This is a genomic window from Streptomyces sp. CB02058 (genome assembly GCF_001905505.1).
Lineage (GTDB): Bacteria > Actinomycetota > Actinomycetes > Streptomycetales > Streptomycetaceae > Streptomyces.
Map to the genome: position 1 here is coordinate 260,530 of NZ_LIPG01000007.1, position 20,235 is coordinate 280,764.

Sequence of the window (20,235 nt, forward strand, 5' to 3'; positions counted from 1 at the left end):
GGTTGTCCGATCGTGTCGTTCATCTGAGGTTCGCCCGCACCAGCAGATATACAAGGAAGGGGCCACCGACGGCCGCGGTGACCACGCCGACCGGAAGGGTGATCGGCAGCGCCGTGCGCGCGATCAGGTCCGCACCGATCAGCAGCAGCGCACCCGTCAGCCCGGAGGCCACCATGGGCGGCGTGGGGAACCTCGCCAGGCGCATCGCGACCTGCGGCGCCACCAGCGCGACGAACGGCACGGGCCCCGCCACGCTCACCGCCGCGGCGGCCAGCAGCACCGCGCAGAGCAGCAGGACCGCCCGCACCCTGGAGTACCGCACACCCAGCCCGGCGGCGACCTCGTCGCCCAGGTGCAGCGGCTTGAACTGGAAGGCGGCGCAGGCCACGACCATCAGGAGGGCGAGCGTGCACCAGGTGGCCAGCCGCACCTCGTCCCACGACCGGTTGTCCAGCGAACCGACCAGCCACGCCTGGGCCCGCGCCACGTCCCTGATGTCCGCCGTGCTCAGGAGCCAGGTCGTGATCGCCTCCATCACGGCGCTCACCGAGATGCCGATGAGGATCAGCCGGAAGCCGTCGATCCCGCGCCGCCACGCCAGGAAGTACACCAGCAGCCCCGTGCCGAGACCGCCGGCGAGAGCCGCGGCGGAGAGTCCCACGGTACTGACGACCGCGGCCGTGGTGCCACCGGTCACCGTCACCAGGAACACCGCGACCGCGCTCGCTCCCCCGGTGATCCCGAGGATGTCCGGGCTGGCCAGGGGGTTGCGCGCGACGGACTGCGTGATGGCCCCGGAGACCCCCAGCGCGATCCCCACGACGAGCCCGGCCAGGGCGCGCGGCATCCGCAGATCCATGATCACGAACTCGTCGACCTGTTCACCGCGGCCCACGATCGTGGCCATGACCCGGGACAGGCCTATGGGGAAGTCCCCCACCCCGATCGACAGGCAGAACACCAGGAAGACCGCCGCCGACAGCAGCAGCGTGACGAGGACGAGCCAGGGCCGCCACACGAACGACACCTGCCCGAGCCGCACGCCGGGCGTCACCGGCCGCTTCGCGTCCGCCGGTCGCTTCACATCTGTCGCGTTCATGCGCTCCTGAACTTTCCACGCCACACCAGAACCGCGAAGAACGGGGCGCCCAGAAGGGAGACGACGACCCCCGCGTCCAACTCGCCGGGCCGCGCCACCACACGGCCCACGATGTCGCAGACCAGGAGGAGCACCGCACCGAGCAGTCCCGCGTAGGGCACGAGCCAGCGGTAGTCCGGCCCGGTCAGATACCGGGCCACATGCGCGACCATGAGCCCGAGGAACGCGACGGGGCCGCACGCCGCCGTCGCCGCGCCGGCCAGCAGGGTGATGGCGACGATGCCGACGGTCCGGCTGAAGGCGATGTTCACACCCAGCCCGCGCGCCACGTCGTCACCCAGGTTGAGCAGGTTCAAGGACGGAAGCATGGTCAGGGCCAGCACGACCCCGGCGACGATGAACGCCGTCAGCGGCCAGATGACGTCGAAGCCGACCCCTGCCACGGAGCCCGAGTTCCAGAAGCGCAGCGCGTTCAGCGACTTCTGGTTGGACAGCGCGACGGCCATCGTCATCGCGGCGAGGAACACGGTGACCCCTTGCCCGGCCAGCGCCAGCGTCAGCGGGTTGCCCGCGCCCCGGCCGATGCTCGACAGCCCGAACACGACGACACCGGCGGCAGCCGCGCCCAGGAAGGCGAACCAGACGTACTGGAACGGATCGGTGAACCCGAAGACGGCGATCACCGACACCACGCTGAACGAGGCGCCCGCGTTCACCCCCAGCAGCCCCGTGTCCGCGATCGGGTTGCGGGTGTACCCCTGGATCAGGGACCCGCCGATCCCCAGGGCGATGCCCGCCACGATCGCGAGCACGGTCCTGGGCACCCGTACCGTCTGCACGATGAGCCGGATCTCGGTGAGGCCCGCGTCGTCGCCGGGGGCCGCGAACAGCCCCTGCCACACCTCCGTGGGGCTCAGCGAGCGGGCGCCGACGGCCAGGGACACGGCCGCGGCGGTCACGAGGACCGCGACGAGCATCCCCAGTCCGCCGACCCGGTACCGACGGGCCTCCGTTGCGCCCCGGGGTGCGGGACGCTCCACTGCAGTCGTGCTCATGTCGACGTACGATATCCCTTTGATCTTCGGGGAAAGCACGGGGAGTTGGGCTGATCGCGCGGTGGGCCCGGTTGTCCGTGGCCTCACGCGAGGTGCCTCGTCACCACGCACCGCACGCCCCCGGCACGGACCGGGGGCGTGGTGACGGGCCGGCGGACCCTAGTCGGCCGCACCGGCCTTGTCCGCGACGAGCCTGGCCTCGTCGGAGGCGGCCTTCACTCCCCGGTCGAGCAGCGAGTCGAGTATCTCCCCGACCCTGATCGCGGTGTTGGACAGCAGGGCCGAGGTGATGCCGTGCGTGTGCTCCGTACCGCCCTGGAGGTAGATCCCGCAGTGCAGTTCGGGGTCGGTCGCGATGCGGTAGTCGCGCTCGACGCGCACGCGCCCCTCCTCGTCGCGGAGGCAGTGGTCCGCGACGTCACCCAGCAGTCCGAGCGGGTCGACGGGGCTGTACCCCGTGGCGAAGACCACGACGTCGGAGTCCAGGAGGGTCTCCTCGCCCGTCACCAGCGACCTCACCGTGGCCCGGACCCTGCCGGGTGTCTCCTCGACACCGACGAGCCGGGAGACGTTCAGGAAGCGCAGCCGCTCGGTGCCGAGCACCTTCTCCTGGTACATCTGCCGGTACAGGTCGTCGATCAGGTCGATGTCCACCACGGAGTAGTTGGTGTTCCCGTGGTAGTCCATCAGCCGGCGCTTGACGTCCTCGGGCGCGGCGAAGTACTCGTCGACCGCGTCGGGGTCGAAGATCCGGTTGGCGAAGCTGCTGTCGTCGGCCGGGCTGTAGCCGTACCGGGAGAAGACCGCGCAGACCTCGGCCTTGGGGAAACGGCGGTGCAGATAGGCGACGTTCTCTGCGGCGCTCTGCCCGGCACCCACGACGACGAACCTCTCAGGTGCCGCATCCTCACCCAACTCCGCGACCTTCGCCAGGAGTTCGGAGTTGTGCCAGACCCGGTCGCCACGCTCCACCCCTTCGGGCAGGAGCGGCCGCAGCCCGGTCCCGATGAGCACGTTGCGGGCCCGGTGGACCTCGAGCCCCTCGCCCGAACGGACCGTCACATCCACGTACTCCACCGCTCCGTCGAGGAGTACGGGAGTGACGCCGACGACCTCATGGCCGTAGGAGACCATGTCGTCGACCTTGGCCGCGGCCCACTCGAAGTAGTCGTGGAACTCCACGCGCAGGGGGAAGAGGTTCTTGTGGTTGATGAAGTCGACCAGCCTGCCCTTGCTCTTCAGGTAGCAGAGGAAGCTGAATTCGCTGGTCGGGTTCCGGAGCGTGACCAGGTCCTTGAGGAAGGACACCTGCATCGTCGCGTCGTCGATCAGCATCCCGCGGTGCCAGCCGAAGCGCGGCTGCTGCTCGAAGAAGTGGGCGCTGACCGTCCCCTGTGCGCCGGCGCCGGCGTTGTGCTCGCTCAACGCGATCGCCATGGCCACATTGGAGGGGCCGAAGCCGATTCCAATGAGGTCGTGGACCTGTGGTGCGTCGCCAGGCAGAACCTGAGACATGTCACTCCCATCGTGCGGGCAAGCCGCCTATCAGGCGTGGGGAAGTTGAAAGGCGGGGCATGCCGACGGAATGGCCCGCTTGAACTTAGGTGAGCCTAAGCTCATCTCTCGAACCTGTCGATAGGGCAAATCGGACCACCAGGAGTCAACCCGGCCGCCAACTGCCCTGACGTGGCATCCCGTTGCAAAGTTAGGTGAGCCTCGCTTTACTGAGCATCGGTCATTCCCTGCGCTGAGGAGGAACCCCATGCGGGTCGTCATGTTCGGTTACCAGACCTGGGGGCACCGCACCCTTCAAGCCCTCCTGGACTCCGAGCACGACGTGGTGCTGGTGGTGACGCATCCCAAGAGCGATCACGCGTACGAGAAGATCTGGAGCGACTCCGTCGCGGATCTGGCCGAGGAGCACGACGTGCCCGTGCTGATCCGCAACCGCCCCGACGACGAGGAACTGTTCGAGCGGCTGCGGGAGGCCGATCCGGACATCATCGTGGCGAACAACTGGCGGACATGGATCCCGCCGCGCATCTTCCGGCTCCCGCGCCACGGCACACTGAACGTCCACGACTCGCTGCTGCCGAAGTACGCCGGGTTCTCCCCGCTGATCTGGGCGCTCATCAACGGCGAGTCCGAGGTGGGCGTCACCGCGCACATGATGAACGACGAGCTCGACGCCGGTGACATCGTCCGGCAGGAGGCGGTGCAGGTCGGCCCGAGGGACACCACCACCGACCTCTTCCACAAGACCGTCGACCTCATCGGACCCGTCACCATCGGCGCGCTCGACCTGATCGCGTCCGGACAGACGGAGTTCACCCGCCAGGACCGCTCACAGGCGAGCTTCTTCCACAAGCGTTCCGCCGAGGACATCCGCATCGACTGGGGCTGGCCCGCGGAGGACCTCGAACGCCTGGTCCGGGCCCAGTCCGAGCCGTACCCCAGCGCATTCACCTTCCACAAGGGCAAGCGCCTCGAAGTCCTCGCCGCGGTGGTGTCCGAGGGCCGGTACGGCGGAACGCCGGGACGCATCTTCTACCGCGAGGGCGAAGGCGTGGTGATCGTCGCGGGCTCCGACGCCCGCACCGGCCGCAACCACGGTCTGGCCATCACCCGTGTCCGCACCGAGGACGGCCGTGAACTTCCCGCGGCGGACTACTTCGTCACCATGGGCGGCTATCTGACCGGCCGCCCCTGACACCGCGGCACGCCGGAACAACTGTGCGGCGGCCCCGCGAACGGGACCGCCGCACACCGCCGCCGCCCTACAGGGGACGGACGGTGAGGATCTGCTGGGCGTGCCCGACAGGGCCGTCCAGGTCGTGGAGCACGGTGCTGGTGACGCCCTGCCCGGTGGGCCCAAAGGCGACCGTGGTGTCCAGACCGGTCCATCGCCCCGAGGGCCGGCGGTGGAGGTGGACGGTCAGGTCGACGTTCGGGAACATCCACGCGCCGGGTGGCTGGCGTACGGCGATGCCGTTGGCCGTGTCGACGAGCGCGATGTAGGAGGCGAGCGGGCCGGCCTTCTCCCCCGCGACGAGATCGAGGCCGGTGGAGATCCAGGCGGTGGCCCGGCCCGGCTGCGGGGGCGCGAGCGGACGGACGTCCAGGGAGGCGATGTACCCGCCGGGCCACACCGAGGCCATCGGCCAGGGTTCGAGGCCGTCGGGAGGAGTGAGCCGCTCGGCGCCCCCACCCGCGACGGCGGTGGTGTCCGAGGAGCCGAGGAGCCAGCCACGGGCCCTGACGACGGGGCGGCCCCCGATGAGGGCCACGGCTTCCACGAGTTCGATGGTGCGGCCGGGCCGGATGATCTCGACCCGGATCTCGCACGCGTCGAGGGCGAGGCGCCCGAGGATGTCGAAGCTGATCCGGGACAGGAACAGGCCGCTGTCGGGCCGATCGGACAGGTGACGGTCGATGGCATGGACGATGAGTCCGCCGAGCGGGCTGAAGTGCTGTTCGTCCACGTCCCATGCGCCGCCCGCGTGGACGGTCGGCTGGTAGCGGTGCGCGTCGACGGGCTCGTAGTAGCTGCCGGTGTTCAACGGGTACTTCCCTCTCGGCGGTGCGGATCGGGCTGCGGGTGGACGGATGGGACTCCCACCCGCCGAAGACCGTACGCGCCGGGGTCGCGAGCGGAGCCGTGGCATGGGTGAAGGGGAGGCGGGCCGACGGCCGGCATCGGCCTGACGCCCGCACGGGCGGGCGCCGAGGCGCCGGAGGACGGCGCAGGAGCAGGAGGACCACGTCCACGCGGGCCGCGAGACCCTCCTCGGCGACAGGCCGAGGAGCCGTCCGCCGTCCTGCGCCTCGAATCCCCTCCCACGATGAAGAAGATCACAGTGGGCGGCCCACCCCGGGCGCCGGAGTAACTCCTCGGGTCAACATCGCTCATTCCGGAGCGAGTTGACGCACGTCCTGCGCCGAACCCGGGAGAGCGGCCGCCCGCCGCCCCGGAGGCGCCCCGAAGAAAAAGGTAGGGCAGCGTTCAACCAACGGTTTAGGTCAGGCTAACCTAATCCGCATGAGAGCTGGTGAGAGCACTACCAGGGCTGTGGACACCCCTGTGGCTGCCGTCGGGCGTACCCGCGGGCATGGTCTGTCCGCCGACGGGGTGACCGTGGCGTACGGCCGCGTCGACGTCGTGCACGAGGCGGCCATCACCCTGCGGCCCGCTGAGGTGACCGCCCTGGTGGGCCCCAACGGCAGCGGGAAGTCGACGCTGTTGCGCACGCTCGCCCGGCTGCAGGTCCCGCGGGCCGGCTCGCTCACCGTCGACGCGGGCCCGGACGGGGCCACGGACGGCTTCGCGCTCGGCGCCCGCGAGTTCGCGCGCCGCGTCGCGCTCCTGACCCAGTCCAGGTCGACGCCCGGCGGACTCACCGTCCGCGACGTCGTCGACTTCGGCCGCTACCCCTACCGGGGGCGCTGGGGCCGTCCCGATCCGCGTGGCACCGCCGCGGTGGACCGGGCGCTCGGCCTCACGGGTGTCGGCGACCTCGCCGACCGGGGCGTCGAGCAGCTCTCCGGCGGACAGCTCCAGCGCGTGTGGCTGGCGAGCTGCCTCGCACAGGAGACGGGTGTCCTGCTCCTCGACGAGCCCACCACCTACCTCGATCTCCGCTACCAGGTCGAACTGCTCGACCTGATACGCGATCTGGCCGACGACCACGGGATCGCCGTGGGCGTCGTCCTCCACGACCTCGACCAGGCCGCGGCCGTCGCCGACCGTGTCGCCCTGCTGCACGCGGGCCGCGTCGTCGCCGACGGTGTGCCCGAGGACGTGTTCACACCGGAACTGCTGTCCGACGTCTACGGCATCCGCATCGACGTCGGCACCGATCCTTCGACAGGGCGGCTGCGCACCCGCGCGATGGGCCGCCACCACTCCAGATCCGAAAGGCTCAGCACCTCCTCATGAGACGCCACCTCCTCGCCACGGCCACCGTCGCCGTCGCCGCCCTCTCCCTGGCCGCCTGCGGAACGACCGAGCCGTCCTCCGACGACGCCGCCGCCTCCGCCAAGCCCGCCGGGAAGATCACCCTCACCGACGCCAAGGGCACGAAGGTGACCCTCGACGGCCCCGCGACGAAGGTCGTCGCCACCGAGTGGAACGTGGTCGAGGACCTGGTCGCCCTCGGAGTCGCTCCGGTCGGCGTCGCGGACGTGAAGGGCTACACCGCGTGGAACACCGCGGCCCCGCTCACCGGCAGCCCCAAGGACATCGGCACCCGCGGCGAGCCGAGCATCGACACCGTCGCGGCCCTCGCCCCCGACCTCGTCGTCGCCACCAGCGACCTCGCGCCGGCCGTGGTGAAGCAGCTCCGCAAGGTCGCCCCCGTCCTGGAGGTGACGTCCGCCGACGGCGCCGACCAGATCGGCACCATGACGGAGGGCCTCGACCTCATAGCGAAGGCCACCGGCAAGGAGACCGAGGCGGACGCCCTCAAGAAGGACTTCGAGGCGACTCTCGCCGACGGGAAGAAGGCCCTCGAGGACGCCGGTCTCGGCGGCGCCGAGATCGCCTCCGCCGACGGCTACGAGGCGTCCAACCAGGTCTCCATCCGTGCCTACACCGGCACGTCCCTCCTGGGCGCCGTCAACGAGAAGCTCGGCCTGAAGAACGCCTGGAAGGTGAAGGGCGACGAGAGCTACGGCCTCGCCACCACCGACGTCGAGGGCCTCACCGGCCTCGGCGACGTCCAGTTCGCCTACGTCGCCAACGACGCCGACGGTGACACGTTCACCGGCCCGCTCGCGAAGAACGCCGTGTGGAAGTCGCTGCCCTTCGTGAAGGACGGCAACGTCCACCGGCTGCCCGACGGCGTCTGGATGTTCGGTGGTCCCCGCTCGATGGAGGCGTACATCGACTCCCTCGTCACCGCGCTGACGAAGTAGCGCACCGTGGCCGTCATCGACAAGACCGCGGTCGGCCGTGACCGCACCGCCGCGGCCACGACGGGCGCGGTCGCCGTGACGGCCACGCTCGTGCTGCTGGTCACGGTCCTCGCAGCCGTCGACATCACCCAGGGCACCGCCGACGTCGGCACGGCGGAGGTCTGGCACGCGCTCACCGGGAACGCCGAGGCGGGGGACGCCTCCGTCGTCGTCGCTTCCCGGCTGCCGAGGATGGTCGCCGCCGTCCTCGTCGGACTGGCGCTCGGCATGGCCGGCTCCGCCCTCCAGGCGGTCAGCCGGAACGTGCTGGCGGCGCCGGACACCCTCGCCGTCAACGCCGGCTCCTACCTGGCGCTCGGCGTGCTCGCCGTCACCGGCACCACCCTGCCGCTCCTCGCCTCGTCCGGCGCCGCGTTCGTCGGCGGACTCGCGGCGGCCGCCGTCGTGCTCGGGCTGTCCGGGCTCGGCAAGGGCACCGTCCGGCTCGTCCTCGCGGGCAGCGCGCTCGCGCTGGGGCTGAACGCCGTGACCGAGGCGCTGCTGCTCCTGTTCCCCCAGCAGACCGAGGGCCTGTACCGCTGGAACCAGGGCAACATCGGCCAGAACGGCTTCGACGGTGTTCTCCAGATGGCCCCGGTCGTCGCCGTCGGCCTGGCCGGGCTGCTGCTCGTCGCCCGCCGCGTCGACGCCCTGGCCCTCGGCGACGACGCGGCCCGCGGACTCGGCGTGCCGGTCCGCGGGACCCGGGTGACCACCGTCGTGCTCGCGACGCTGCTCTCGGCCGCGGCCGTCACGCTCGCCGGGCCGATCGGCTTCGTCGGTCTCTGCGCGCCCGCGCTCGTGCGGCCCCTGGGCCGCCGGTTCCGGGGCCTCGTACGCTCCCGGGTGAGCATGCCCGTGGCGGGGCTCGTCGGTGCGGCCCTCGTGCTCGGCTCGGACGTGCTGCTGCGTGCGATCGTGCCCTCCGACACCGCTGTCGAGGTGCCGACCGGCGTCGTGACGACCGTCGTCGGCGGGGTGTTCCTCGTCGTGATGGCACTGCGCACCCGGGACACGGCGTCGGCCGAAGTGCCGGACAGACTGCGGATACCGAGCCGGGCGGCGTTCCTCGTCACCGTGGTCGTGCTCGCGGTCGCCCTCGTCGCCGTCATGTTCTCGGCCGTGCTCCTCGGTGACGCGAAACTCCTGCTGGGCGACGTGGTCAACTGGGCGCAGGGCACGTCCGGACGGATCGTCACCTTCGTGCTGGACACCCGGGTTCCCAGGGTGACGGCCGCTCTTCTCGCGGGCGCCGCGCTGGCGCTGTCCGGCACCCTGGTGCAGGCCGTGACCCGCAACCCCCTCGCGGAACCGGGCGTCCTGGGTGTCTCGGGGGGCGCCGGTCTCGGCGCCGTCCTCCTGGTCACCACCGCGGCCTCACCCGGCTCGTGGGAGGTCGCCGGGGCGGCGTTCGGCGGGGCCGCGGTCACCGCGACGATCGTGTTCGGGCTGGCCGCCCGGGGCGGGTTCCGGCAGAACAGGCTGGTCCTGCTCGGTGTCGGGGTGTCCTCCGCGGCGGCGGCTCTGATCAGTCTGGTCATCGTGCTCAGCGACCCGTTCGACACGACGAAGGCCCTCACCTGGCTGTCCGGATCGACGTACGGGCGCAACATGCCCGATGTGGTGCCGGTCGCCGTCGTGCTCGCCACCGGGATCGTCGTGGCGGTGGTACGCCGCCGGGAGCTGGACCTCGTCGCGCTCGACGAGGACACCCCGAGGCTCCTCGGCCTCGGTCTCCCCCGGGCCCGTCTCGGCTTCCTCGTGGTGTCCGTCCTGCTGGCCGCGACCGCCGTGGCCGCCGCGGGGACGATCGCCTTCGTCGGACTGGTCGCCCCGCACGCCGCGCGCGCCCTGGTCGGCCGGCGGCACGTACGCGTGGTCCCGGTCGCCGTCATGCTGGGGGCGCTCCTGGTCTGCCTCGCGGACCTGGCGGGGCGCACCGTGATCGCCCCGGCGCAGCTCGGCGCCGGCCTGATGACGGCCGTGATCGGTGCTCCGTACTTCGTCTACCTGCTGGTCCGCACACGGCGCTGAACCGGACCGCACCGCGGGCCCCCGGCCGACCTCGCGTCGGCCGGGGGCCCGTCGCGTTGCCCACCCGCGCGCCGTCGGCGGGCACGAGGGCCGGCAGGGCCGTCGCGTCCGCCGACCGCTCCGCCCGGTGCCGGGGGCTTCGTCCGCCACGTCATCTTCCGTGGACGATCAGCGGAAGGCTTGCCGGGGACCGAACGGCGGGGCGGACGTGCGGCCGGGGAGGGGCTGTCACCCGGCTTCGCGGGAGAACGTATTTTGGGCGGCAGCCCGGCAGGGGCGTCACAGGCGAGGAGTTGGACATGGACGCGCAGGACACGGCCAGGAGACTGCGGGCGATCGGCGAGGAGCTGTCGGACCGCTTCTACGAACGCGCCGACGTGGTGCGGACGCTGGTGGTCACCCTGCTGGCCGGGCAGCACTCCCTGGTGCTCGGCCCGCCGGGGACGGCGAAGTCCGAACTGGCCAGGGAGCTCACGGGCCGGGTCGAGGGCGCGGCCTACTGGGAGATCCTCCTGTCCAAGTTCACCGCGCCGACACGGATGTTCGGGCCCGTCGACATCGCCGCGCTGGCCCGGGGCGAGTACCGCCAGGTGTACGACGGCCGTGCAACGACCGCGCACATCGCGTTCATCGACGAGATATTCAAGTGCTCCACGGCGGCGCTCAACGAGACGCTGGGTTTTCTCAACGAACGAATCTACCACCCGGAGAGCGGCGGCGAACCGATCCGCTGCCCCCTGATCGGCGCGATCACGGCGAGCAACGAACTGCCCGCCGGGGAGGACACGGCCGCGATCTACGACCGGCTGCTGGTGCGGATCGAGGTCGGCTATCTGGAGGACCCGTCGAACTTCGCCGCGCTGGTCCGCTCCGCCGTGAGCCGTCCGGCGGCACCGGTACGGACGACGGTCGAGCTGTCCGCGTTGCAGCACGCCGTGGCCGAAGCCGTCCCGGCCGTGGCCGTCCCCGACATGATCGTGGACGCGGTGTGCACGCTGCGGGCCGCCCTGCGCCGCAAGGAACTCGTCGCGTCCGACCGCCGCTGGCGGCAGGCGGTGGGCCTGCTCCAGGCGTCCGCGTACCTCGACGGCCGCCCCGCGGTCGCCGAGACCGACCTGTCGGTGCTCACCCATGTGCTGTGGGACTCCCCGGCCCAGCGCCCGATCGTGGAGCGCGAGGTGCTGCACCTGGTCAACCCGGACGCCAAGGAAGCGCTCGACCTGGCGGACGTCATCGACGAGCTGGAGGCCCAGCTCGACGCCATGGCCGGACAGTCGCGCGAGGCTTTGAGCGACTGGGTCATCAAGAAGGCCCACAACAAGCTGGCCATGGCGGGCAAGCGGCTGGAGAAGCTCCGCGAGGAGGCGGCGGGCGCGGGCCGTTCCACCACCGCCATCGACCGGGTCACCGGCCGCCAGCGCGCCGTCCGCACCCGCGTTCTCACCGAGGCACTCGGCATGGACGCGAGCGTGGCGCAGGCTCAACTCTGACCCCGGGGGCCCGATCATGACCATGGACACGACACCGAACAGACTCGACGGGCTGGCGAGCCTGGCCGGCAGATGGCTCGGGCTGTCGTCCACCGCCCCGGAAGCGCACAGCGGGGCCGTGGTCGCGGACCGGTTCGACCGGATCACCTGGCTCGACACGTATGCGCAGTCGGCCGGACTCCGGGAGCTGGCAGCGGAACTGAGCGGGCGTCACGAGGGCGTCACCGACCTCCTGACCGATGTGTTCCTGGCCGCCTACAAGGCCCGTCCCCGGCTGCGCGAGCGCGAGGAGATGACGCCCTCCCGACTGGTCAACCACCACGTGGTCAGTGCGCTGATGGAGTCGCCGGAGTACGCCGGACTGCACCAGGAGACGGCCAAGGACCCCTACGCCGCCGCCATGGCCGTGCTCGCCCAGGCCACCGCGCTGCGCGAGATGCTGGCCCGCTCCCGCGAGGCCGGGGAGCGGGCAGAGCAGGCGGCGAGGTCCCGGCAGGACGCGGAGACCGCGACGGCAGCCGTGAGCAAGGCGCTCCGGCGGGCCGCCGACGAGGCCGACGACGACGGCACCGTGCCGGACCCGGCCGCCGACGCCGTGCACCGGGCGGTGAAGGCAGCCGAGGCAGCCGGGCGACGGGCGGCCCTGGGCGCCGCGCAGGCCGTGGCGGCAGGGGTCCCCGGCATGGGCTCCGCCGCCCGGAACGGGGTGGCGAAGGCCGCCGATGCCACGCGGGAGGAGTCCGCGCTGATGCGGGCCTGGGGTGTCGGCCCCGGCGAGCTGGAGCGGATGCCGTTCGACCGGCGCGCCCGGCTCGCCGAGCGGCTGCGCGACGGCCGGCTCGCGCAGTGGGCCGAACTGATCGGCCGTTTCCGGGAGATGGCGGCCGGCGAGCGGGCCCGCAAGGTGGAGAACGCCACCGGGGAGCTGGTCGGGGTGACGCTCGGCGACGACCTGTCCCGGGTGATCCCCTCCGAGCTGGCCGGCCTCGGCCTGCCCGCGCTGCGCGCGGTGTTCGCCGCGCGCTACGCCGCAGGGGAGCTGATGCTCTACGACAGCCAGGGCGAGCAGACCACCGGCCGGGGCGCGATCATCGCGTGCGTGGACACCTCGCACTCCATGTATGTGGCGGGGCCCGGCGGAGTGACCCGGGAGGCATGGGCCAAGGGGTGCGCCCTGGCGCTGCTGGACCAGGCCCGCCACGCCGAACGCGACTTCGTCGGCATCCTGTTCTCCGCGGCCGACAAGATCCAGGTCTTCCGCTTCCCGGCCGGGCAGCCAGCCGGCATCGACCGGGTCCTCGACTTCGCGGAGTCCTTCCTCGGCGGCGGCACCAGCTATCAGACACCACTGTCGGCCGCCGTCGATCTGCTGGAGGCGGAGTTCGACGACGCCGCCCGCACACGCGGCGACATCGTGATGATCACCGACGACGAATGCGGCGTCAGCGAGGAGTGGATGCGCGGCTGGAACGACTCCAAGCGCCGGCTGGGCTTCCGGGTCTTCGGCGTGGCCGTCGGCGCCCCGGGCGCCGCCGAGGCGGGCTCGGTCCTGGAGGCCCTGTGCGACAACCTTCGCTCCGTCGAGGACTTCACCGACGTCCACACGGCCGCCGACCTCTTCCGGGTGATCTGACCGCGTCGGAACACAAGAACTCACCTTTTCGGACGCCTGGTTGGCGACGCCCCGAGGGCACCCCTCGCTTCCGGGCAACCGGAGGAGCCGCTCTGCTCACAGCGCCTCCGTACACTGCCGGGCATGGCATGCCGCATCAGCGAACTGGTCATCGACGCCGCCGACGCCGAACGGCTCGCCGCGTTCTGGAGCGAGGTCCTCGGCTACGTCGAGCTCGACCGGGAGGACGACGGCAGCATCGAGATCGGGCCGCCCGGCGTGGGCTTCGGCGGCCCGCAGCCCACCCTCGTCCTCAGCCCCAGCAGCGACCCCCGGGGCGGAAAACTCCCGCTGCACCTCGACGTGAGCGCCACCGACCGCGATCAGGACGCCGAGCTGGAGCGGCTGCTCGCCCTCGGCGCCAGGCGCGCCGACGTCGGCCAGACCGGCACCGAGAGCTGGTACGTCCTGGCCGATCCGGAGGGCAACGAGTTCTGTCTGCTGCGCACCCGGATTCAGCCCGTCTGACCGAGCCATTCCCGGACACCCCCCTCAATACGGACAGCCATCGTCCATGTGGTTAGGTTAGCCTCACCTAATTCATGGAGGCGCTCCCATGCCCGTTTATGAGCACAAGTCCACCCTGCCGACCCGCCGGCACCTGCTGCGCGGAATCGGCGCCGGAGCCGTGGCCGCAGGCGGTGCCGGGCTGCTCGGGGCCTGTTCGTCACGCGAGGTGCAGGAGACCGCGGCCACCGCGTCGTCCGGCTCCGGATTCACCATCACCGACCAGCGCGGCAAGAGGATCTCCTTCGACCGCCCGGTCGAACGCATCGTCACCGCGATCATCCCGTCGCCCTCGATGCTCGCCGCCGTCGACGGCACCTACTCCCACATCGTCGGCATCAACGAATCCACCCTGACCGCCAACCGCCAGGGCATCTTCGGCACGGTCTTCCCCGAGTCGAAGAAGACCACCACCATCGCCGGAGCCGATTTCGTACCCAATGTCGAGTCCGTCATGGGCCTCGAACCCGACGTGGTGCTCCAGTGGGCCGACATGGGTGACGAGATCATCAAGCCGCTGGAGACCGCAGGGCTGAAGGTCATCGGCCTGACCTACGGAACCCAGGAGATGATGGAGACCTGGGTCACGTTCTTCGGAAAACTGCTCGGCAAGGAGGAACGTTCCTCCCGACTGCTCGACTGGATGCACACCGAGGACGCGGCGATACGGAAGCTGGTCGCGCCCGGTCTGAGCAGCGGTCGCCAGAAGGTGCTGTACCTCAAGGCGGCGGCGGACGGCTTCACCACCGCCACAGGCGCCGACTACGTCACGCACTGGACGGAGCTGGCGGGTGGCCGCAACGTGGCCGAGAAGGTCTCCGCCGACGCCCCGCAGGTCTCCACCGAACAGATCATCGCCTGGGACCCGGAAGTGATCTTCCTGTCCGCGTTCGACGAGAAGGCGCCCTCGGACCTCTACGGCGACAGGTCCCTGTCCTCGGTCTCCGCGGTGCGCGACCGGCGCGTCTACAAGGTGCCGCTCGGCGGCTACCGCTGGGACCCGCCGTGCTGCGAGTCCCCGCTGATGTGGCGCTGGGCCGCCCAGGTCCTCCATCCCGGGATCGCCGCCCGCAGCGGCCTGCGCGAGAAGATCAAGGAGACCTTCGACCTGCTCTACGGCTACGAGATCTCGACCGCGCAGACAGACGAGGTCCTCCGCCTCGATCTGAACGCCAAGAGCGCGAATTATGCCGGTTTCCGCGCCTGACGGCCGGGGGTCCGGCGCCAGCGGCACCGGCTCCCCCTCCCCCGACGGGCCCACCACGCCCGCCCGCCGCCGTCTCCCCCGGCTTCCGCTGCTTCTCGCGGCCACCCTGGTCATCGCCCTCGCGGCGCTGGCGATCGGCCGTTTCGTCGTACCGCCCAACGAGATGGTGCGGCTGCTCCTGGGTCAGGTGTTCCCGGTCGAGCGGACCTGGACCTCCAACGAGGAGACCGTCGTCCTCGACGTCCGTCTGCCCCGGGTCCTGCTGTCGCTGCTGGTCGGCGGAGGGCTGGCGCTGGGCGGCGCGGCCCTCCAGGGCGTCTTCCGCAACCCTCTGGTCAGCCCCGACGTCATCGGCGTCTCGTCGGGCGCGTCCTTCGGCGGCGTCCTGGCGCTGCTGCTGGGCGTCGGCTCCGCGGGCGTGGTGGGCGGCGCGTTCGGCTTCGGTCTCGTCGCGCTGGGCGCCGTCCTCCTGATAGGCCGTCTGAACAGCGGCAACCCCATCCTGATGATCGTGCTGGGCGGCACGGTGACCGGCGCCTTCTTCACCGCCCTGGTGTCGTTCGCGAAGTACGTCGCCGACCCCGAGTCGGAGCTGCCCTCCATCGTCTTCTGGCTGCTGGGCTCGCTGGCGACGGCCTCGTACGCCAAGGTCGTCACCGCCGCTGTGCCGGTCCTCGTCGGCGCGGCCGTCGTCCTCGCCCTGCGCTGGCGGCTCAACGTGCTCTCGCTCGGCGACGAGGACGCCGTGGCTCTGGGGGTCCCGCCGCGCACCACCCGGCTCCTGCTGCTCACCGCCGTCGCCCTGATGACCGCGGGTTCGGTGGCGGTGGCGGGACTGGTCGGCTGGGTGGGCCTCGTGGTGCCGCACCTGGCCCGGCTGTGGACGGGCAGTGACCACCGGGTCCAGCTGCCCGCCGCCTTCCTGATCGGCGGCGCCTACCTCACGCTCATCGACACGCTCTCGCGGACGATCACCGCGGCGGAGATGCCCCTGGGCATCCTGACCGCCGTGATCGGCGCGCCGTTCTTCATCGGCCTGCTCGCCAGGTCCCGCAACCGGATGTGGTCCCCATGATCGAAGCGCGTGGCCTCGGCCACCGCTACACCAAGGACGCCTGGGTCTTCCGAGGCGTCGACGTCACCGCGCACGAGGGCCGTGTACTGGCCGTGCTCGGCCCCAACGGGCGTGGGAAGTCCACCCTGCTGCGTGCGCTGGCGGGCCTGCTCACCCCCACCGAGGGCACCGTCACCGCGAGCGCCCCGGTGGCCTACGTGCCGCAGTCGCACAGCGCGGCGTTCGGCTACTCGGTCGCCGACATGGTCCTCATGGGCCGCTCCCGTCATCTGAAGGCGTACGCGGTCCCGGGCCGCAAGGACCGTGAACTGACCGCCGGCGCCCTGGACCAGGTCGGCATCACGCACATGGCGGACCGCTCGTACGCGGAACTGTCAGGCGGCGAGCAGCAGATGGTGCTGATCGCGCGCGCCCTGGCCGCGCAGTGCCGTGTGATGGTGCTCGACGAGCCGGTTTCGGCACTGGACCTGCGCAATCAGGCCCGGGTGCTGACCCTCCTCCAGGAACTGGCGGCCGACGGCATGGGCATCGCGCTGACCACTCATCACCCGGATCACGCGCTGCATCTCGCGGACGACGCCGTCCTGGTGCTCGGCCCGGACGACGTCCGTACCGGTCCCGCGGCCGAACTCCTCGACGCGCGGGCCCTCGGCGAGCTGTACGGCCTGCCCGTGGCCACCGCACGCGTCGAGGGCCCCCGCGGACCCCGCACCGTCGTGGTACCGGATCTGGGCCCCGCCCGCAGCGCGCCGGCGGCCACCTGCGCACCCACCCTCGTGAAGGAGACCGCCGCATGACGTCCGCCGCCGCACTCCGGCTCCCTGCCGCCCCCGGGATGTCCCTCCCCCTGGACGGGTCCGTCCGGTACGTGACCATGGGAGAGCACCCGGCCGTGGAGATCTCGCCCGGCCGGACCGTCGCCACCGTCGACCTGTACGACCTCGAATCCGCTCTGGCCGACGGGGTCAGGGGCCTGATGTTCTCCCTGGGCTGCGACCAGGTCTTCCTGGAGCGCCGCCGGGCCCCGCTGGAGCAGTTCGTGCGGGGCGGGGGCCGGGTGGTCGTCAACGGGCATGTGCTCCGCCCCTTCCTCCCGGGACTCGCCCCCTGGCGGGCCGTGGACCATCACGGGCCGGCCGACCTGCGGATCGTTCCCGTCAACCCGCACCCGGTGTGGGAGGACGTCGACCACGACGAACTGCTGTTCCGCACCGGCGTCCCCGGGACACCCGTCGGGGAGGAACTCGCGCGGGTCGGGGTAGCCGGCTTCTACGGCCGCGGCTATCACGCCTTCGTGCCCGACGGCGGAACGGTCATCAACGCGATCGGACCCTACAGGCTGCCCGTGGACGTGCTGTACCCCCTGGGTGAAGGGGCGGTGCTGTCCCATGCGGGGAACGATCTGCACAGCTTCTGCGACCCCGGCCGCTCCACCCGGAACCTGGGCCCGCGCCTCCTCGACTGGCTGAAAGGCTCCCTGACATGAGCTCCCCGTCCCGACTCGGCTTCCTGCACGGCGGTGCCTTCCACCAGCTCGCCGCGCTCGCCGACCCGGCCGTCCGCGCCTGGCGTCCCCGGGAGATCTATCTCCCCGAGGCCCGCAAGGACGACTTCGACGGCCTGGACACCCTGATCGTCTCCGACCGCCTCCACCCCGGCCTGCTCGCGGACACCGCGCCCGCGCTGCTGCGGGTCGCGGAGAACGGCGGCACCGTGGTGGTGCTGGGCGAGAACCGGATCACCGGCTGGCTGCCCGGGCTGCGCGGCCATCTCCCGGCCGAGACCAACTTCTGGTGGTGGCGCACCGGCGACGACAACGGCGTACGCCTCGGCCACGCGGACCACCCGGCGTGGGCGCACCTCTCCGAGCGTGCCGTCCGCTGGCACTACCACGGGCTGCTCGAACCGCCCGAGGGCGCGACCCCCCTCGTCCACACCGTGCTGGAGGACGAGGGAGATCCGGAGCGCCGCCAGGTCCTGCTGTACGAGGACCTGGTCTCCACCCCCGGCCGGCTGATCGTCACCACGATGGACCCGGTCTACCACCACGGCTCCCGCTTCATGCCCGGAGCCACCCAGCTCCTGTACGGTCTGCTGCGCTGGACGGGCGCCGGCCTGCCGGCCGTCTTGGCCCCTACTTCGTCCCGAGGTAGTAGCTGACCTGCGGCGGCTGGTTGTACCCGGTGTTCTGCGAGGCGACGCCCAGCCGGTAGACCGGGTCGTGCATCAGGGTGGGCAGCCGGAACTCGGTCGGGTACGGAGTGGTGTAGAGGCGCAGCGCCGTGGAGTCGTCGTTGCGCCAGATCATCTCCTCGCGCCAGTCGCCCAGGAGATCGGCGGAGAGCGCCGGGTTGCCCTTGGTCCAGTTGGCGGAGCGAGCGGCCTGGTCGTACCAGATGCGGCCGAGTTCGGTGGAGCCGGTGTACTTGAGGATCTGTCCGTAGCCGGAACCCGCCGTGCCCGACCAGCGGTGGTCCAGCAGTTCCCGGTTGGCGTCGCCGTCCCACCAGATCGCCGAGTTGTAGGAGGCGGCACCGCTGAAGGTGGGGACGGCGGTGCTGATCGCCGTACCGTCGGCGGCGTACAGTCCGCCGCCGCTCGACCAGCACTCGGCACCCGCGTACGCGTCGGTGAGGTCGGCGCAGATGCCCCGGCCGACGTCGGTGCCGGTCCGTGCGCCCCAGAGGATCTCGCCGGTCCGCGCGTCATGCATCTCGAAGCCGTAGGCGGAGTCGGTGTGCTCGTGGACGTTGAACGACTCCAGCCCCGGGCGGGCCGGGTTCAGGTCCCCGACGTGCAGCGCGTCGCCGTGCCCGAGCTTCGTGGTCCACAGGCCGCTGCCGTTGTCGTCCACGGCCATCGCACCGTAGACGATCTCGTCGCGGCCGTCGGCGTCCACGTCGGCGACGGCCAGATTGTGGTTGCCCTGCTGGTCGTAGCCCCTGCCCGCGTTGGTGGACGAGTTGGTGTCGAACTTCCAGCGGCGGACGAGGTCGGTGCCGTTCCAGTCCCAGGCGGCGATCGCGATCCGTTCGTAGATCCCCCGGCTGAAGATCATGCTGGGCGTGGTCCCGTTGACGTACGCGGTGGCGGACAGGAGCCGGCCCTCGCGGTTCCCCCAGGTGTCGCCCCAGTCGGAGACGGACCCGCGCGCCGGTTCGAAGGGGACGGAGTCCATGACGCGGCCGGTCCTGCCGTCGAAGACGGAGAGGAACTCGGGACCGCTGAGCACGGCGCAGTTCTCGGCGAGGTGCGAGGCGGTCGCGCTGCCGATGACCGTGCCGGCGGAGTCCTTCGAGCCGTCGGAGGTGCGGACGGCCATCTCGGCCCTGCCGTCGCCGTCGTAGTCGTACACCTGGAACGAGTCGTAGTGCGAGCCGCTGCGCACGTTGGTGCCGAGGTTCAGGCGCCAGAGCCGGGTGCCGTCGAGCTCGTACGCGTCGAAGACCGTCGGGCCGGTACAGGTGCCGGAGTTGGCGACGTCGGTGGCGTTCGACGGCACCCACTTGAGGACGAGTTCGTACTGACCGTCCGCGTCCAGGTCGGCCGCCGAGGCGTCGTTGGCCGAGTAGGTGTAGGCGACCCCGTCGCGGGTGGTGCCGCCCGCCGGTTTCTGCAGGGGGATGTCCCGTCGGCCCGCGGTCCAGACCGCCGCCTTCTCCCCCGGCTGCTCGACGCCGTTCACGACCGCTCGGATCTCGTACGTCGACGAGGAACTCCCGCCGGTGTCGAGGAAGTTGGTCTTGGTGGTCGTGGAGACCAGCGTGGTGCCCCGGTAGAGCTTGAAGGAGACGGTGGAGGGGTCGTCGCCGAGCATCCGCCAGGTGACCAGGACTCCGCCGCTCGCGGGCACGGCGACCAGCCCCCGGTCGAGCCGTTCCGCGACGCGCGCGGCGGCCTGTGCGCGCACGGTGCCGGCGGCGGCCGGGGACGCCTGTTCCTCGGCGGCCCCGGCCGTCTGCTGGAGGACGCCGCCGGTCGCGGCGAGCGCTGCGGCGAGGAGCGCGCCGGCCAACTTGGCGGAGGAGCGGGGTCCGCGCGGGGATCGGAACATCGGGCGACCTCGTGTCGGGGTGGGGAGAGGGTCTGACGCCCTGTGGGTCGCCACCGGTGCCCAGGAGGTTGCCGTGGGCCGTCAACCTCC

General features: G+C 71.5%; 17 protein-coding genes. 12 read left to right on the plus strand and 5 right to left on the minus strand.

The window, feature by feature from the left end:
• Positions 1 to 19 precede the first annotated feature (19 nt).
• The 3 genes from AMK10_RS32035 to AMK10_RS32045 all read right to left on the minus strand — a co-directional run bounded on the left by AMK10_RS32035 (position 20) and on the right by AMK10_RS32045 (position 3,669).
• Complete coding sequence (locus AMK10_RS32035; RefSeq protein ID WP_073752426.1) at positions 20 to 1,099, minus strand: FecCD family ABC transporter permease; 1,080 nt, start codon at positions 1,097 to 1,099, stop codon at positions 20 to 22.
• Positions 1,096 to 2,154: a FecCD family ABC transporter permease gene (locus AMK10_RS32040; RefSeq protein ID WP_073752428.1), complete on the minus strand. Its 1,059-nt coding sequence runs from the start codon at positions 2,152 to 2,154 to the stop codon at positions 1,096 to 1,098. Before AMK10_RS32040 ends, AMK10_RS32035 begins: the two co-directional genes overlap by 4 nt.
• 159 nt (positions 2,155 to 2,313) lie before the next feature.
• Positions 2,314 to 3,669 carry a lysine N(6)-hydroxylase/L-ornithine N(5)-oxygenase family protein gene (locus tag AMK10_RS32045; RefSeq protein ID WP_073752430.1) on the minus strand — a complete coding sequence of 452 codons (1,356 nt, stop codon included), beginning with the start codon at positions 3,667 to 3,669 and terminating at the stop codon, positions 2,314 to 2,316.
• Between the two features lie 247 nt (positions 3,670 to 3,916).
• Here AMK10_RS32045 and AMK10_RS32050 point away from each other — a divergent pair, with 247 nt between their 5' ends.
• The gene (locus AMK10_RS32050) at positions 3,917 to 4,864 is read left to right on the plus strand and encodes a methionyl-tRNA formyltransferase (RefSeq protein ID WP_073752432.1); all 948 of its coding nucleotides are present in this window, start codon (positions 3,917 to 3,919) and stop codon (positions 4,862 to 4,864) included.
• Between the two features lie 67 nt (positions 4,865 to 4,931).
• Here AMK10_RS32050 and AMK10_RS32055 read toward each other — a convergent pair whose 3' ends face one another.
• Complete coding sequence (locus AMK10_RS32055) at positions 4,932 to 5,714, minus strand: thioesterase family protein (protein WP_073752434.1); 783 nt, start codon at positions 5,712 to 5,714, stop codon at positions 4,932 to 4,934.
• A gap of 479 nt (positions 5,715 to 6,193) precedes the next feature.
• Here AMK10_RS32055 and AMK10_RS32060 point away from each other — a divergent pair, with 479 nt between their 5' ends.
• The 11 genes from AMK10_RS32060 to AMK10_RS32110 all read left to right on the plus strand — a co-directional run bounded on the left by AMK10_RS32060 (position 6,194) and on the right by AMK10_RS32110 (position 18,251).
• Positions 6,194 to 7,090, plus strand: coding sequence for an ABC transporter ATP-binding protein (locus AMK10_RS32060; protein ID WP_073752436.1), 897 nt, complete (start codon positions 6,194 to 6,196; stop codon positions 7,088 to 7,090).
• Positions 7,087 to 8,067, plus strand: coding sequence for an ABC transporter substrate-binding protein (locus AMK10_RS32065; protein ID WP_073752438.1), 981 nt, complete (start codon positions 7,087 to 7,089; stop codon positions 8,065 to 8,067). The genes AMK10_RS32060 and AMK10_RS32065 overlap by 4 nt, the downstream gene beginning before the upstream one ends.
• A 6-nt stretch (positions 8,068 to 8,073) precedes the next feature.
• Entirely contained in the window at positions 8,074 to 10,140 is a 2,067-nt protein-coding gene (locus AMK10_RS32070; RefSeq protein WP_073752440.1) for an iron ABC transporter permease, read from the plus strand.
• Positions 10,141 to 10,439: 299 nt separating this feature from the next.
• The gene (locus AMK10_RS32075; protein WP_073752442.1) at positions 10,440 to 11,630 is read left to right on the plus strand and encodes an AAA family ATPase; all 1,191 of its coding nucleotides are present in this window, start codon (positions 10,440 to 10,442) and stop codon (positions 11,628 to 11,630) included.
• A gap of 22 nt (positions 11,631 to 11,652) precedes the next feature.
• Positions 11,653 to 13,263: a VWA domain-containing protein gene (locus tag AMK10_RS32080; protein WP_073752444.1), complete on the plus strand. Its 1,611-nt coding sequence runs from the start codon at positions 11,653 to 11,655 to the stop codon at positions 13,261 to 13,263.
• A gap of 123 nt (positions 13,264 to 13,386) precedes the next feature.
• Entirely contained in the window at positions 13,387 to 13,770 is a 384-nt protein-coding gene (locus AMK10_RS32085; RefSeq protein ID WP_073752446.1) for a VOC family protein, read from the plus strand.
• Between the two features lie 88 nt (positions 13,771 to 13,858).
• Complete coding sequence (locus AMK10_RS32090; RefSeq protein WP_073752448.1) at positions 13,859 to 15,016, plus strand: ABC transporter substrate-binding protein; 1,158 nt, start codon at positions 13,859 to 13,861, stop codon at positions 15,014 to 15,016.
• Positions 14,997 to 16,091, plus strand: coding sequence for a FecCD family ABC transporter permease (locus AMK10_RS32095; RefSeq protein ID WP_079180948.1), 1,095 nt, complete (start codon positions 14,997 to 14,999; stop codon positions 16,089 to 16,091). The genes AMK10_RS32090 and AMK10_RS32095 overlap by 20 nt, the downstream gene beginning before the upstream one ends.
• Entirely contained in the window at positions 16,088 to 16,888 is an 801-nt protein-coding gene (locus AMK10_RS32100; protein ID WP_073752450.1) for an ABC transporter ATP-binding protein, read from the plus strand. The genes AMK10_RS32095 and AMK10_RS32100 overlap by 4 nt, the downstream gene beginning before the upstream one ends.
• A complete protein-coding gene (locus AMK10_RS32105) occupies positions 16,885 to 17,577 on the plus strand; it encodes a hypothetical protein (protein ID WP_241839738.1) in 693 nt (230 codons plus the stop codon). Before AMK10_RS32100 ends, AMK10_RS32105 begins: the two co-directional genes overlap by 4 nt.
• Positions 17,574 to 18,251 (plus strand): hypothetical protein, encoded by a 678-nt coding sequence (locus tag AMK10_RS32110; RefSeq protein WP_073752452.1) that lies wholly within the window; start codon positions 17,574 to 17,576, stop codon positions 18,249 to 18,251. Before AMK10_RS32105 ends, AMK10_RS32110 begins: the two co-directional genes overlap by 4 nt.
• On the opposite strand, the gene AMK10_RS32115 is transcribed toward AMK10_RS32110, so the two are convergent.
• A complete protein-coding gene (locus AMK10_RS32115; RefSeq protein ID WP_073752454.1) occupies positions 18,226 to 20,145 on the minus strand; it encodes a rhamnogalacturonan lyase in 1,920 nt (639 codons plus the stop codon). The two genes, AMK10_RS32110 and AMK10_RS32115, sit on opposite strands and share 26 nt — an antisense overlap.
• Positions 20,146 to 20,235 lie beyond the last annotated feature (90 nt).